The organism is Streptomyces sp. NBC_01445, assembly GCF_035918235.1.
Classification (GTDB): domain Bacteria; phylum Actinomycetota; class Actinomycetes; order Streptomycetales; family Streptomycetaceae; genus Streptomyces.
In genome coordinates this window covers 334,584-348,800 of the sequence record NZ_CP109486.1, presented here as the reverse complement: position 1 = coordinate 348,800, position 14,217 = coordinate 334,584, and the positions used below count along the sequence as shown (strand labels likewise).

General features: G+C 68.1%; 13 protein-coding genes and 4 pseudogenes. 7 read left to right on the top strand and 10 right to left on the bottom strand.

Annotated elements, in window-relative coordinates; genetic code table 11:
• Positions 1-5: 5 nt before the first annotated feature.
• Positions 6-224 carry an SDR family oxidoreductase gene (locus tag OG574_RS49705; RefSeq protein WP_326779457.1) on the top strand — a complete coding sequence of 73 codons (219 nt, stop codon included), beginning with the start codon at positions 6-8 and terminating at the stop codon, positions 222-224.
• 487 nt (positions 225-711) lie between these two features.
• Positions 712-969, top strand: coding sequence for a hypothetical protein (locus OG574_RS49700; RefSeq protein WP_326778988.1), 258 nt, complete (start codon positions 712-714; stop codon positions 967-969).
• Positions 970-1,806: 837 nt separating this feature from the next.
• Here OG574_RS49700 and OG574_RS49695 read toward each other — a convergent pair.
• Complete coding sequence (locus OG574_RS49695) at positions 1,807-2,853, bottom strand: aldo/keto reductase (protein ID WP_326778987.1); 1,047 nt, start codon at positions 2,851-2,853, stop codon at positions 1,807-1,809.
• A gap of 138 nt (positions 2,854-2,991) precedes the next feature.
• Between OG574_RS49695 and OG574_RS49690 the strand changes: the two genes are divergently transcribed.
• Complete coding sequence (locus tag OG574_RS49690; protein WP_326778986.1) at positions 2,992-3,615, top strand: TetR/AcrR family transcriptional regulator; 624 nt, start codon at positions 2,992-2,994, stop codon at positions 3,613-3,615.
• Positions 3,616-3,624: 9 nt separating this feature from the next.
• Here the strand turns inward: OG574_RS49690 and OG574_RS49685 are convergent.
• Positions 3,625-4,299, bottom strand: a pseudogene (locus tag OG574_RS49685) (NADP-dependent oxidoreductase); the annotation flags it as partial.
• Positions 4,300-4,664: 365 nt separating this feature from the next.
• Here OG574_RS49685 and OG574_RS49680 point away from each other — a divergent pair.
• Positions 4,665-4,889 (top strand): annotated as a pseudogene (locus OG574_RS49680) (integrase core domain-containing protein); the annotation flags it as partial.
• Between the two features lie 115 nt (positions 4,890-5,004).
• Here OG574_RS49680 and OG574_RS49675 read toward each other — a convergent pair.
• Entirely contained in the window at positions 5,005-5,634 is a 630-nt protein-coding gene (locus OG574_RS49675; protein WP_326778985.1) for a TetR/AcrR family transcriptional regulator, read from the bottom strand.
• A 63-nt stretch (positions 5,635-5,697) separates the two neighbouring features.
• Here OG574_RS49675 and OG574_RS49670 point away from each other — a divergent pair, with 63 nt between their 5' ends.
• Positions 5,698-6,582, top strand: a complete 885-nt coding sequence (locus OG574_RS49670; RefSeq protein ID WP_326778984.1) for a class I SAM-dependent methyltransferase — start codon at positions 5,698-5,700, stop codon at positions 6,580-6,582.
• Between the two features lie 26 nt (positions 6,583-6,608).
• Positions 6,609-6,754: pseudogene (locus tag OG574_RS49665) on the top strand (IS5/IS1182 family transposase); the annotation flags it as partial.
• Between the two features lie 21 nt (positions 6,755-6,775).
• Here OG574_RS49665 and OG574_RS49660 read toward each other — a convergent pair.
• From OG574_RS49660 to OG574_RS49635, 6 genes are all read right to left on the bottom strand, one after another.
• A complete protein-coding gene (locus OG574_RS49660; RefSeq protein ID WP_326778983.1) occupies positions 6,776-7,381 on the bottom strand; it encodes an HAD-IA family hydrolase in 606 nt (201 codons plus the stop codon).
• Positions 7,378-8,796, bottom strand: a complete 1,419-nt coding sequence (locus OG574_RS49655) for a pyridoxal phosphate-dependent decarboxylase family protein (protein WP_326778982.1) — start codon at positions 8,794-8,796, stop codon at positions 7,378-7,380. The genes OG574_RS49660 and OG574_RS49655 overlap by 4 nt, the downstream gene beginning before the upstream one ends.
• Positions 8,789-9,379: a helix-turn-helix domain-containing protein gene (locus tag OG574_RS49650; RefSeq protein ID WP_326778981.1), complete on the bottom strand. Its 591-nt coding sequence runs from the start codon at positions 9,377-9,379 to the stop codon at positions 8,789-8,791. The genes OG574_RS49655 and OG574_RS49650 overlap by 8 nt, the downstream gene beginning before the upstream one ends.
• Before the next feature lie 958 nt (positions 9,380-10,337).
• The gene (locus OG574_RS49645) at positions 10,338-10,853 is read right to left on the bottom strand and encodes a sterol carrier protein domain-containing protein (protein ID WP_326778980.1); all 516 of its coding nucleotides are present in this window, start codon (positions 10,851-10,853) and stop codon (positions 10,338-10,340) included.
• A gap of 109 nt (positions 10,854-10,962) precedes the next feature.
• On the bottom strand, positions 10,963-11,352 hold the full coding sequence (locus OG574_RS49640; protein ID WP_326779456.1) for a DUF6281 family protein: 390 nt from the start codon (positions 11,350-11,352) through the stop codon (positions 10,963-10,965).
• Between the two features lie 259 nt (positions 11,353-11,611).
• Entirely contained in the window at positions 11,612-12,373 is a 762-nt protein-coding gene (locus OG574_RS49635; protein WP_326778979.1) for a metallophosphoesterase family protein, read from the bottom strand.
• A gap of 313 nt (positions 12,374-12,686) precedes the next feature.
• Between OG574_RS49635 and OG574_RS49630 the strand changes: the two genes are divergently transcribed.
• Positions 12,687-13,202: a GNAT family N-acetyltransferase gene (locus OG574_RS49630; RefSeq protein WP_326778978.1), complete on the top strand. Its 516-nt coding sequence runs from the start codon at positions 12,687-12,689 to the stop codon at positions 13,200-13,202.
• 118 nt (positions 13,203-13,320) lie between these two features.
• On the opposite strand, the pseudogene OG574_RS49625 reads toward OG574_RS49630, so the two are convergent.
• A pseudogene (locus OG574_RS49625) lies at positions 13,321-14,181 on the bottom strand (IS701 family transposase); the annotation flags it as partial.
• Between the last annotated feature and the right edge of the window lie 36 nt (positions 14,182-14,217).

The window sequence follows — 14,217 nt, the reverse complement described above, 5'->3', positions numbered from 1 at the left end:
TCACCGTGAACGCGGTCGCTCCAGGCCTCGTCGCCGACACCGAGTTCTTCGGCGACCGGGCCACGCCCGAGTTCGTCGCCGCCCGGACCAAGCAGTCGCTGACCGGCCAGGCGGGCCGGCCCTCGGACATCGCCGCCGCGGTGCACTATGTGGCGTCACCTGAAGCGGCGTACATGACGGCGCAGATCGTGCATGTGAACGGGGGAGCAGCGTTGGGGCGTTGACGGTGCGTTACCGGTTCGCAGCCGCCCGGCGCGCGACCAACCCGACTCCACGCTCGTTGCACCGGCATGGGGATCTCGCCATTGAGGATCGGCGAACGCGGCGCACCGCGAGGTTCTGCGCCTGCGTGACGAGTACGGCCCGCCGACTGCGGCGGGCTGGGCTGAAACGCAGACGGCGACGTATGAGACGGCGTGGCGTGCTTGGCGGGACCTGGCCCGGGATACGAAGGCCGCGGTCACGCAGTACGCGAAGGAGCAGGGCATCGCCCGGCATGAGGCCGAGGCGGACGTGAAGGCGAAAGCTCGCGCCGGCGAGGCGCCTGACCAGCCGTAGAGCCCCCTCTGACGCCGAGCGCGGCCTGCTCAAGTGATGGAGCCCGCCCGGCTGGAAGAGGCGCGGACGCTCCGGGCGGGGCTCTCGCTGATCTTCGCGCGAGGGCGCTTGCTGCTGCATGCGCGACCCGGGCATTCGAGTGACCATGCAGGTATGGCAACAGCGCGGATCATCGTGCACCCGCCGCTCGACACAGGTCGTCGGCGAGCCACGGCGCGTGGCCAGACCCTCGGCCTTGCCTACTCGGATGCAAATACTGAAGCCGCCCCGGCGCACCAGCCCGACACCGCGGCCGCCGACGTCCTGGTGCCGCTGTGCGAGCAGATCAGCGAAACCCTCGACAACGGCCTCGCCGCCCACCGCTACGCGATATCCGACGACCGCCGCGCCCTGCACGGCACCGTCCGGTGACCGCCGCTGCCATGGCCCTCGGCGTCGACCAGGCACTACGCGCCGTCTTCGATCAATTCGTCAGGTCACGCGCGACGGTGCGAGGGCTCACGCCGTGACCGGATCTGGTCCCTGGGAACCACAACTGGCCACAATTCCTGATGCGTTGTCAGTGATGGGTGCTTTGCTGGTGGGTCCCGTGTGCGCAGGGGCGTACCGGGTCTGGACGGGGGAGTAGCCACGTGGTGCGCGTGAGGGAGTATGTCCGTGCGGACGGCACGAGGGTCCGGGCGCACTCGCGGTGGGCGGCCGGCGCAAGGGGGGAGATGAGTGTCCTGGCCGTCATCGCGCTGTTGGTCGTCGGTTTCGCCGGCACCTCAGGGAACGGCAGCGCAGACGGCTTGGGAAAGCAGACGCCCAGGCCCCGGTCGACGGCCGTCTACCCGGTGAAGTTCCCTCACTGGGACAGGCCGCGGCCGAGGCCGACGCCGACCGTCTCGTATCCGATCCCGTGGGACCGGAGCCACTGAGCGACACGTGGAGGCATTCCACGGGTGACTGCGGCCGGATTCGCGCGTTAGAACTACGTGACCACGAAGACCTCGCAGCCAGCCCCGGTTACCGGCCGCGAGGAAACGGTTCCTCCAGCGCCTGGTGAGCCGATTTTCGCGCAGCTGGCCACCCGCTGGAAGGCGGAAGGGCGTGTCGTGCCGGGGCAGGTGGACCGGGAGTGGGTCAGGCTGGCAGACAGGAGTCCGTGGCCCCGATAGGCCAGCGGGTGCGGGTCCCTCCCCCCCCATCCCCGCACCCGCTGTACCGGCCGGCAGCCTCGCCGACCTGCCCGCAGGCGGACCGCCGTCAGCGGTGGTGGGCGGGCCTGCGGCGCTGCTCGGAGTCGGTCAGGGCTGGCCGCCTGTAGTCGATGTCTGCGGGGTTGAGCGTGACGCCGGGGGCGACGATCTCGTCGATGCGGTCGAGGATCTCGTCGTCGAGCCGGACCTCGGCGGCGGCGAGCTGGTCGGTGAGTTGCTCGACCGTGCGGGCGCCGAGGATCACCGAGGTGACGCCCGGGTGGGTCGAGGCGAAGGCGAGCGCCAGGTGCGTCAGGGAGATTCCCGCCTCGTCCGCCAAGGCCGACAGGCGCTCGACGGCGTCGAGTTTGCGCTGGTTGCCCGGCAGGTCGAGGTTGAACTTGTGGGCGACCGCCTGTCGGAACCCGTTCATCTCGATCGGCTCGCCGCGGCGGAACCGCCCGGTCAGCCAGCCGCTGTTGAGCGGGCTCCAGGTCAGCACGCCGAGCTCGTACTTCTGTGCGGTGGGCAGCACGTCCGCCTCGATGCCGCGTACGAAGACGGAGTACGGGGGCTGCTCGGTGTGGAAAGGGATGTGGCCCCGGCGGTCGGCGGTCCACTGGGCCTCGACGAGCTGTTCGGCGGGGAAGTCCGAGGTCCCGATGGCCATGATCTTGCCCGCGCGCACCAGGTCGGACAGGACCGAGAGCGTCTCGTCGATGTCCGTGCTGGGGTCCGGCCGGTGCACCTGGTAGAGGTCGATGCGGTCGGTGCCCAGGCGGCGCAGGCTGTTGTCGACGGCCTTGGTGAGCCAACGGCGGGAGTTTCCCTGCCGGTTGGGGTCCTCGTCCTTGAAGCGGACTGGGAAGTGACCCTTCGTGGCGAGCACGACCTCGTCGCGGCGGTCGCGGATTGCCTTGCCCACGATCTCCTCGGCCTCGCCGCTCGAGTACTGGTCGGCGGTGTCGATGAGGTTGATCCCGGCGTCCAGGGCCGTATGGATCAGCCGGGCCGCATCGTCGTGATCCGTGTTCCCCCACGCGCCCAGGCGCAGGGTGCCCAGCGCGAACTTGCTGACCGATATGCCGGTGCGGCCCAGCTTCCTGTGCTGCATCACTCGCTGCTCCTTGATGTCGCCTCTCCCCGTGAACGGGGCGCGGAGTTGCTACCTCTCCGACGCCATGAACCTAAGACGTGCAACAGAGATGATGCAAGTAGAAGCTCTGATGGAGTGCGGATGTAGCATGTCGGTGTGACGACGCACAAGCAGCAGACGGAACCGCAGGCGAAACGGCCCCTCCGGGCCGACACCGAACGGACCGTGCAGACGATCCTGGAAGCGGCCGAACGCGTCCTGGCCACCAACCCGGCGGCAACCATGGAGCAGCTCGCCCGGGCCGCCGGCGTCGCCCGAACCACGGTCCACCGCCGGTTCGCCACCCGCGAGGCGCTCCTGGACGAGCTAACAGACTGGGCCGCCCGCCAGTTCGCGGCCGCCGTCGACACCGCCCGCCCGGACGCAGCCCCGCCACTCGTCGCCCTCTACCAGGTCACTGCCAACGTCCTGCGCGTGAAGACCGACTGGTCGTTCGCCATGAACCGCGCGGCCGACGACGCCCACCCCGAGGCGGCTCGCATCCACGCCGAGGTCCGGGCCACCTGCGTCCGGCTCTTCCGCCGCGCCCAAGAGGCGGACGTGCTCCGCCCCGACATCGACCTCGACTGGACCCGGCGCGTCTACTACGCCCTCATCCACGAGGCAGCCAAGGAGGGAGCGGAAGGCAGCGACACGGACGCGCTCGCCACCCGCGTCGTCGACACCCTGCTGCGGGGCGCCGGGGCTCCGGCCGGACTCGCGGGGCAGACGGGAATTTGAAGACAGGCCCTACGGGCGTACGCGGATGACTGTCTTCCCGCTGCGTCGCGTGGTCGGGTTGAGGGCGGCGACGGCATCGTCGAGGGGCGAGACGTCACCGATGTTTGTCCGCAGCCGTCCGTCCCGCACCCGCTGCACGATCTCAACCAGTTCGGCACGATCGGCCTCGACAACGAAGTCCACCGCCAGGCCGTCAGCGGGTCGCGCCTCGACCGGGCCGACGATGGACACCAGCGTTCCTCCCGCCTTGATCAGGGCAGCGGACCGCTTCTGAACGTCGCCACCGATGACATCGAAGACCAGATCGACGCCGCCGACGTCTTTCAGCGCGTCATTCTCGAGGTCGACGAACTCATGCGCGCCGAAGTCGAGTGCCTTCTCACGGTCGGCGGCGCGTCCGGTGCCGATGACGTAAGCGCCGGCCTCACGAGCGAGCTGGGTCACCATCGTCCCGACTGCCCCGGCCGCGCCGTGGGCGAGGACGGTCTGGCCAGACTGAAGGCGGCCGTGCTGGAACAGCCCTTGCCACGCGGTCAGACCTGAGATTGGCAGGGACGCGCCTACCGTGAAGTCGACGTCGCCGGGCAGCGGTGCGAGGTTGCGTGCTTCGATCGCCACGTACTCCGCCAGGGTGCCGTCACGGTGCCAGTCGGCGAGGCCGAACACCCGCTGCCCGACCCGCAGGTGGCAGGGCCGCCGCATCCTCAACAGGGTCTCCGGGATCAACGCCTGCCGTGCGTGTGGCAGGAGCGTGCTCGGCCCCGACACCGTCGTCGTCGGCCGGACCTCCCGCGGCTGCGTCGTGACGCTCGCCGCACACCCCCGCACACCGAACGACGACGGACCGCCCCGCCGCAACTGGGGCGGTCCGTCCGATGACCACGGAGGCAGAGCCGGTGACCACCGACCCGCAGAATCTCACCGAATCCGCGGCGTCCGCGGAACCGCCAGACACGCCATGACGTGTTGTCAGCTTTCCCTGGTGGGTCCCACTCCCGGCGGGCGCCCGGGGATGAGGCGCCTCGAAGTTCTCGGACAGCGGTCCCCATAGGATCGGTGTCTGTTGGGACAATGCGATGGCTGAATCATTTTTCGGCGCCCTCAAGAACGAACTCGTGCACCGAACTACGTTCCCAACACGCGCACATGCGCACCGGGCGATCGTCCGCTACATCGAGATGTTCTACAATCGAAAACGCCTCCACTCCGGCCTCGGCTACAAGACTCCCGCAGAAGTCCACGCCGAGTACGAGGTGTTGCAGGCAGCGGCATAAGGAGAACCCTCAACACCGCTGTCCGAGAAGCGCAGGGCCCCTCAGATCACCGATGCGGATGTCGAGCGGGTGAGCGTCAAACTTGTCTCCCCGGTCGCTGTCAGGGAGCTTGTTTCTACCTCCTGATCAACAGCTGAGAGCAGAGGGCGTCGTACGTCCATCGCTCCCACTTGTCTGCGGGCCATGCGCGGTCACGGGTCAGGACCAGGAAGAGCTCAGGACTGAGCATTGCGTAGATGATGTCCGCCGCATCTCCTGCGGAGAGGGCGGGGCTGGCGCCGGGCTTCACTGTCAGAGCCTTCGCGGCTGTCGAGATGACCGTGTATCGCGGGTCGGTCTCGTCCGGCCACAGATCCCGGATCTCCGGGTTGGTCGCTGCCGCGGCGCGGACCATCTCGTCGATGGCCGCGACGCGTTGGAGCGTCCTGAGGGTGCCGACGACGAGTGCGGCGATGGCGGACTCGGCGGTAGGTGCAGCCGTGACTTCCGTGAACCAGGGCCGGTCCATCGTGGGCACGGGCTCGTCGTCGCCTGCGATGGCGACGTCCACCAGTTCCTTGAGCAGCGAGGGCTTGTTCCGGAAGACGAAGTAGATCGTCTGCACCGCCACGCCCGCCCGGTCGGCGATCTCCTGCAGCTTGGTCGCCCCATAGCCCTGCTCGACGAAGAGTTCGGCGGCTGCGTCGATGATCCGCCGCCGTGTCTCCCGAGCCTTGGCGCCCCGTTTTCCCTTGACCTCAGTCACGATTGGAGTCTATATCTAGAGTTAAACTCTAGAGTTCGACTCTAGTAAATTGAGGGGTGGGCCATGCGCGTCATCGCCAACCGTCAGCAGGCACAGGCATGGAACGACTGGGAGGGCATCCACTGGGCCGAACACTCCGAGCGCTACGACGCGATGATGGGCTCGTTCAACGCGCCCCTGTTCGCCGCCGCGGGCATCGCGGCTGGTGACCGGGTCCTCGACGTCGGCTGCGGCACCGGCCAGACGACGCGCATCGCCGCGCGGCAGGCGTACGACGGAGACGTCGTCGGAATTGACCTGTCCGCGCCCATGCTGGACCGCGCCCGCCGTGACGCCGCCGCGGAAGGGCTCGGCAATGTCACCTTCGAACAGGGCGACGCCCAAGTGCATCCTTTGCCCGGCCGAGGCTTCGACGTCGTCCTGAGCCGCGGCGGTGTCATGTTCTTCGCCGACCACATCGCGGCCTTCACTCATCTCAGGCACTCGCTCGTGCCCGCCGGGCGACTTGCGTTCCTCGGCCCACAGCCTGCGGGCCCGGACAGCGCCTACGCCCGTGCGACCGCTGCACTCGCCCCGTTCCTGCGCGAGGCATCCCCCGCCGCCAGGGGCATGGGGTCCCTCCTCGACCCCGCGCGCATCCGTCAGATGCTCACCGCCGCCGGGTTCACCGACATCGACGTAGCCCCTGCCGGGGCTCCCATGACCTTTGGCGCCGATGCGGGCGACGCCACCGACTTCATCCTCGCCATGGGCCCGGTGCGCTTCAACCTGCGCGATGTCGACCCGGAGACCACCGCCCGTATCCGTTCCGAAGTGCGCGACGCCCTCGCTGAGTTCGAGACCATCGACGGTGTCTGCATTCCCGGACACGTCTGGATCGTCACCGCATCGCCCGGGGCGACGCCGAGGGCGGCATCGGCTGAGACGCTTCGGTCGACTGAAGCGTGATGCGCACCCCCGCCGTTGGTGGGTTGTGGGCTAGCGAGCGGACCATGTCCTGCCTGACTGGGTACCGCCGGCTCAACCACCGCTTCGAGCGCAATCCTTGCCACTACCTGGCCTTTCTGGGCTTCGCTCAGCCTTGTGCCGCTACAGGAGGCCACTCCGACTCACCGCGTAGGGCACAGTTTTATGCCGTGGCCTACTGGATTCGGGAGTTCAGGGTTTGTTCGAGGGTCTGTCTGCTCTGGAAGTGGAGGGAGGTCCAGCCTGCGGCGCGTGCTGCGTCGGTGTTGGCCGCGCTGTCATCGATGAAGAGGATGTTGTCAGGGCAAGCGCCCAATTGTTTCGCGGCGGCGTCGAAGGCTGCCGGGTCGGGCTTTCGGTGTCCGAGGCGGTGGCTGAACAGCAGGTGGCCGAAGCCGTCGAACATCGTGGGGTACAGCCGTATCAGCGCCTCCTGCTCCAGCGGGCCGTTGTTGGTGAACAGCGCCAGGGGCAGGGGGCCGCGGTGGCGTTCCAGTGCTTCCCGGACGGCGTGGTCGGGCCGGAAGGCACTGCACCATGCGGCGTCGAGGTCATCGTCACTGCCGGTGAAGCCGGTGGCAGCCCGGATACGGTCCCGGATCTCCGCCGCGTGCGGGTACTTGCCCGAATCGCAGTCGGCGCTGAAGCCGGACCGCCACAGCAACATGTCGATTCGGTCTGTGGGGAGCGCGAAGACATCGGCCAGGCGTTGCAGGCGATGGGCGTGGTCGAAACGGAACAGCACGCCGCCGAGGTCGACGACCAGGTGCTGAGGACTCATGAGGTGACCTCCCGCGCAGCGGCTCGGATTTCGTCGAGCAGGACGGTCAGGTCGTCCTTCGTGGTGCCCGGGTGGAGGACACAGGCCCGCAGGGCCGCGGCACCCGAGATCCGCGTGCCGGTGAGGAAGGCCTGCCCACGGCGCTGCACGGCGGCCGGGATCGCCTCGTTCAGTGCTTCCGTGCGGTCAGTGTCGAGGGCTGGAGGGCAGTGGCGGAATGCGGCGACGGAGGTGACCACCGGGGCGAGCAGCTCGAAGTCGTCGGAGGCTTCGATCAGTTCCGCGAGCGTGCGCGCGAGCCTGGTGGTGTGCTGCACCAGGTGAACGACGCCGTCCCGTCCGAGGTGGGCGATCGTGGCCCATACCCGCAGCGCGCGAAACGGGCGGGTCTGTTCGGTGCCGTACTCGGAGAACCAGCCCAGCTCCCCGGCGTTCTCGTCGCGCAGGTATGAGGGAACCAGGCTGAAGGCGTCGCGCGGGCCGGCCGGTTCACGGAAGAGGATGCAGCCGGCATCAACGGGGACACCAAGCCACTTGTGCGGGTCCAGAGCCAGCGAGTCCGCCCGTTCCAGTCCGGCATAGTCAGGTGCGGCGTCGTCGGCGAGGACGCCGAGCGCGCCATAGGCACCGTCGATGTGGAACCACAGTCCGTACTCCAGGGCGATCGCGGCGATGTCCTCCATGGGGTCGACTGCTCCGGTGTTGACCGTTCCCGCGCTGGCCGCGACGAAGAACGGCCGCACCCCGGCTCGTTGGTCGGCCGCGATCAGACGGCGCAGCTCGCCGGTGTCCATACGAAAAGCCGCGTCGACCGGGACGGTGCGCAGATACCGGGTGCCCAGGCCGAGAAGTTCTGCCGCCTTGCGCAGACAGCTGTGCGCCTCGGTGGACACGTAGAGTGCCAGCGGACGATGCCCGTACAGGCCGGTCTCGCGCACGTCGTGGCCCTGGTCGCGGAAGGCATGGTGGCGGGCGGTGGCCAGCGCCACGATGGTGGCCATGGAGGCTCCGCTGGTCAGCAGCCCGGCCCCCGGTGGGTGGGGGAATCCCACCAGCTCTGCCAGCCACCGCACGGCGGTGCGCTCCAGTAGAACGCCAGTGTGGTCTCCGCCCGCGCAGCTTGGGTTCATGGCCGCAGCCAGGGGGGCCATCAGGACACCGGCGGGGGACGGCGGGGAGTTGACCCAGCCGAAGAACCGAGGATGCCCGTTGCCCATGGGATACGGCAGGATCCGGTCACGCACCTCATTCAGAAGCTCCGCCAGCGGGCGGCTGCCGTCGGGCAGTTGCTGCCGGGTGAGCCACTTGCGGTCTGCCTCGGGCACAGGCCGCCACACCGGGTTCTCGGCCACTCCCGCCAGGTGATCGACTGCCAGGTCCCCTGCCGACCGGGCTGCTATCCGCAGGTCATGCATCGTGTCCTCCCGGGGTGAGGTGGAGGTGGGAGTCGGCTGCCGGGGCCAGCGTCATAGCCAGGTAGTACACACACGCATCGGCGGTGTCATTGGCGAAGGCGTGCCGGCGGTTGCCAGGGAAATAGGCCGCGTCCCCGGCCGCGAGCCGGTAGGCCACGCCGTCGACGGTCAGGTGCAAACACCCGTGTTCCACCGCCACGTACTCGTGGGACCCCGGCGCGTGCGGGGAGAATTCTCCCGCGTCCACGCCAGGCTCCAGGGTGGTGCGCATGAACTCGAACTCGATGTCCGGCAGGACCGGGGAAAGGATCCGCCGTTCCCACCCGGCGGGGTCCCGCACCACGTGCTGCCGGTCAGCAGCCAGCAACACGACGTCGGGGCGCACCGGTTCGTCCAGGAGTCGAGCGATCGAGGTGCCCAGTGCGGTCGCCAGGCGATCGAGGACCAGCACGCTCGGTGTCTTCGCGCCGCGTTCCACCTCGGACACCATGCTCCGGCTCACGCCGCTGAGCTCGGCGAGCCGCTCCAGACTGATACCACGGGCCCGTCGCTCGCCCCGGATCCTGGCCCCAAGCTCGGACATGGACAAACCGCTGGACAAGGTGATGCCAACACTCATCCCTCCACGATAGCGAAGGTTATCCACTATTGAGAAGGGGTGGGATCCACGACGCTCTGCCTTGTGCCGCTCGGAAATACGAATTGGCGCTGTGAGCTGTGGTGATGGGGTTCGGCCAGGCGGCGCGGGGGTACTCGCCACCCATCACCCGCGTTAACAACGCTTGACCAGATTCTCGGCAACCACCGCTGAGCAAACCGGGTGTCAGAACGAACGGCTCAGGAGTCCTGCCACATCAACTGCCTGTCCCGATGACGATGGTTCGCGGTGCGGGCAGACGGCTCACCCTGCTTGCCCCGGCGACGGCGTCGCGGAGCCGGACGATCTCTTCGTGTTGTGCGGCGAGTGGTGCCAGGGCCTGGGTGCGGAAGTCCATGAGCTCGTCGATTGTCCGTTCCGACTGAGCCAGCCGGTCCCGGAGCTTGGTGACCTCTGTCTTGAGCCGGACGATTTGGGCTTCTTGGGGTCGGGGATCTCCCCGGCCTGCGGCAGGGCCTGGAGGCGGCGTTCGAACTCGACGCGGAGGTGTGCGTAGGGGCGGGCGCCGTACAACGCGGTGCGGTCGACTGCGGCCTCGCTGGCGGCGGCCTTGCCGAAGGAACGGGCCTGCGAAGTCATCGTCATGTGACATCCTCGGCGGTCCGGAGGCGCCTCACACAGCACTTTGAAGCCGCTCCCGTCGCAGGGCTACCGACGGCTCCTTCAGTTCGCGGCCGCCCTCCCTGTCGGCGCCCGACACCCCACCGCTGCCGCTCGGGACACAGTTTCTGACCCGACCGCTTCAAGAACCGAGGCCGGCGTGACGGCATGATCCCTCTCTGAAGCGCTGTCGTGAGCGCTTCGTGGTGGCCAGAGTCAGTGGTTGGCCGACGTTGGCAGGCGGGGGAGCCCGGTCGGGTTGTTGTCCCGCCTGTGGGTGCGTTCAGTAGGCGGGGAACGCCCAGCCGCCGGGATAGAAGGGCTCGCGGTCGGCGCGGAAAGCGCGTGTGGTGCGGGTCAGCGCGCCAGATCGTAGTTCCCGGACCAAGCCCGCTGCTGCGAGGGAGGCGAGCGTTGTGCCGCCGAGAAAGGCCGCCTCGAGTTCGGCTGCGGCGAGTTGGAGGTCGGCGGGGGCTTTTGTGCGCTCGCAGATGACCGCATCCCCTTCGGCCTGCAACCGGTAGCGTCCGGTGTTCCAGGGGCAGAAGTCGTCCTCGACGTTCAGGACCACATCCAGCGGGGTGGAGTAGCAGCGTCCGGCCAGGGCCCGATTGACATCGACCAGTCGCACCCACAGCCGGTCGACCACGGTCGAGCGGACCGCCCGCGGTTCGGTCAGCAGGTGAGGCAGCGGCTCGTCAACGGCGGCCTCGTACTCGATCCATGTCACCAGGTCGATCCCGGCAAGGAAACGCCACAGAGTGGCGTATGCCTGCTGGGTGGCGGCTGCCAGCTCCACGATCTGCACCGGGCCCCGTATCGATCAGGTCCTCGGCCGGGGCGCGCGGGTCACGCCCTGCACACACAGCCATCGATGGGAGGCGACCGCCTGCCCCTGCGGGCGCGCGTCACCTGGTAGCCGCCTTCGGCGACGGGTCCAGCTCCCGCGCCTCGATCAGTTTCCTCAGCTCCGGCAGGGTCTTCTCCGAGTTCCGCTCGATGTAGAGAGTGCCGCCGGCCGGATGGTCCACGGTCACGGCGTGGACGGGGTCCACGCCTTCGATCGCGTACACGGGTACCGGCCTCGAAGGCACTTCCTGGTCCTCATCGTTCGGAGTGTCGTCGCACCCGGGTGTGGTGCCCGTGCCGAGCCGTCTGCCCGCCGTGACGCCGACGCCGTCGCCTTCGTCATCGGGATAAAGCCCGTGCCCCAGGTAGGTGTGGCCCCGGTACACGAGCAGGGCCGCGCAGGAACCGTCTGTCCCGCCTTGCGTGGTGCCCGTCCCCGCGCAGGCCACGGACAAGCTAATCAGGGCAGCCGCGAGCACCGCCCGTACGCTCGCCAATCCAGCCGCCCCCGCGCTCGCCGTTCTATCGGCCGTCCGCCTGCCCGCCATGTACTAACCTCCCCCGGCCGCCGGCACCTCCGGCACGCCGGACCTTGGACGCCAGAGGGCTGCGAAAGGTTCGCTCTCTGCTACGGCCTTGGGATTGGTAGGCGTGGTTGATCGTGTAGTCGGTGTTCGGCTGCCCGCTGTTGTGGATGGGAAGCGGGTGTCACGGGCTGTGGTCGCGTCCGTCCCGTGGGGCGAAGGCTGTGAGGGCGTCGGCGTCGGTCGCGCGAGCGTGCAGGAAGTAGTCGGCCCACTCGGTGATTTCAGGGTAGGGCGATTCCTGGCCGAGCTGGGTGGCTGCGGCTTGGAGGTCGAAGTGCGTGGTGCGGAGTTCGACGCCCGGGCCCAGGAGGGCCCAGTGTGCTCCGGTTCGTCCGTAGGGCATGCCGATGCTGCCGGGGTTGATCACGAGTCGGCCGTGGGCGAGGCGGACGAACGGCATATGGGTGTGGCCGCAGACCACGGTGCGAATGTCGGCATCGAGTCCGTCAAAGACTTCCTCCCAGCGGTCGAGGCGGGAGTCGACCAGGACGACCTCCTCGTCATCACGAGGGGTGGCATGGCAGAACAGCACCTTTCCCAGGCCGTTCACGGACAGGGAGAGTGATCGTGGAAGCGAGCTGAGAAGGTCGAGATGGTCCTCGCGGAGCTGTTCGGCTGCCCAGGGGGCGATCGGATCGGGGATCGTTTCGCGTTGCCCCCGGCGGTATTCGAGGAGTTCGCGGTCGGCGTTGCCGCTGATCCAGATGACGCGGTCGCCGAGGCTGGTCAGCAGGTCGAGGACCTGGGCCGGTTGCGGGCCGGCGGTGATGTCGCCGGTCAGCACGATGTGATCGGCGGTGCTGACGTCTGGTTCGGCGAGTACTGCCTCCAGGGCCGGCAGGACTCCGTGAATGTCGGACAGGACGGCTACTCGGTTCAGCATGGTCACCACTGTGGGGCGAAGGCAGCCGAGTGGTGTGATCTTTCGACCAACTGCCCAAGCGGACCGACTTCCCGTCCGACTTCCCATCTGAATTCCCGCCCGACCTCTACTCCGAGGCATTCGGATAGCCCCGATGCCCAGAAGCGACTGGGGCCTGTCCCTCGTCAGGTCGAGCCCCAGGCGCGGGGTCGCTATCAGGGTCGGTTGCCGACTGTTACCCCCGGGGTTCTGCGTTGCTGTTCGCCATCTGTGTTCTGGTGTCGCGTGTGTGGATCATTAAGGGGCGATGGCAACAAGTCCTTGGAGGCGCTGAGTGGAACTCTCGATCCGGCCTGCGCGGCCTGAAGAAGCGGGCTTCTTGACTGATCTGGCGCTGCGTTCCAAGGCGCACTGGGGGTATGACGCTGAGTTCCTTGCATCGTGCCGCGAGGAGCTCACGCTCGGAGGTGCGGAGCTCGTTGGCCTCCGAGCGGCTGTGGCAGAGCGAGACGGCAACGTCGTGGGGTTCACGACCTTGGAGGGCGAGCCGCCGCGGGGTGTGCTGGGCATGATGTTCGTCGATCCCAGTGCGATCGGGCAGGGCATCGGCCGTCTGTTGTTCGATCACACTGTCAAGACTGCTCAGGGTTTGGGTTTCAGGCAGTTCACCCTTGATGCGGACCCGAACGCTGAACCGTTCGATGAGGCTATGGGGGCAGTTCCTGTTGGTGTTGTTCCCTCGGGGTCGATCTCTGGCCGGACTCTCACCCAGTATCTGGTCGACGTGCCTAGTACTCCAGCCGTACTTCTCCATTACCACTGGTCAACGGCTTGGGAGTGGGGAGTGTAGTGAGGTGGGGCAGGATGCGGGGCGGTCTTGGCGGACCGTCCCGCGAACGTGTGACCACGCCGCATGTAGTGACAGTGCCGGGCGGTTGCTTGGTGGCGGCGTCTCCAGTGCGACCACCTCACTGCGTGATCGCGTCGCGCAGGACGGCGGCGGGGTTCAACTGCCAGCAGACGGCGGATCTCGGCCGGTGTGAGGTCCACGAGGTCGGGTGTGTCGGCCGTGTCACCCCCTTTTCGCGTTCCTGGACGGCCATCGCCGCGAGGAAGGTGTGCGCGAGCATGACGAGGGTGATGTGCCGGTACCAACCGACGTAGCGACGGACTTCGTACTGGTCCAGGCCGCACTCGTTCTTCGCGCTCTGGAAGCACTCCTCGGTCTTCCAGCGGCAGCCCGCGATGCGGACCAGGTCGGCAACAGTGGCGTCCAAGGGGGCACTGGCCAGGTAGTAGGCGATCTCTTCGGGTCTGGTGATGCTGCGGCGGGCGAGCATCCAGCGTTGCCGGATGGGCGTCTCGCCGTCGAACTCCCAGACGGCGGGCAGCCGGGCCGCCGCCCAGTCGTAAAGCCGTAGTCCCTTGGCGCCGTCGCCGCAGGACAGACGTTGCCACGCTTCGGGCGGGGCCTGGCCGACGAGGTAGTCGATGCGGGGGCCGTGGACCTGCTGGGACTTGGGCACCGCCACGACATAGGACAAGCCGGCGTCTTCCAGGAAACGGCGGAAGCGGGAGTCCTGTCCGTAAGCGGAGTCCGCGGTGACCCAGGAAAAGACCAGAGGGGAGCCCATGGCCCGCAGGATCATGGAGCGGGCGAGGTCGTTCTTGGTAGTGAAGTCACGCTCGTCGGGGATGCCGGCCGATCGGCAGCGCTCACGGTCCTCGGTCCAGGACTTGGGCAGGTAGAGCTCGCGGTCGACCAGCGCGTGACCGCGGGTGGTGGCGTAGGCGGCGAAGACACCGATCTGACAGTTCTCGGTGCGGCCCGGGGCCTGTATTTCAATTAGTGCTCGGTGCGCGGG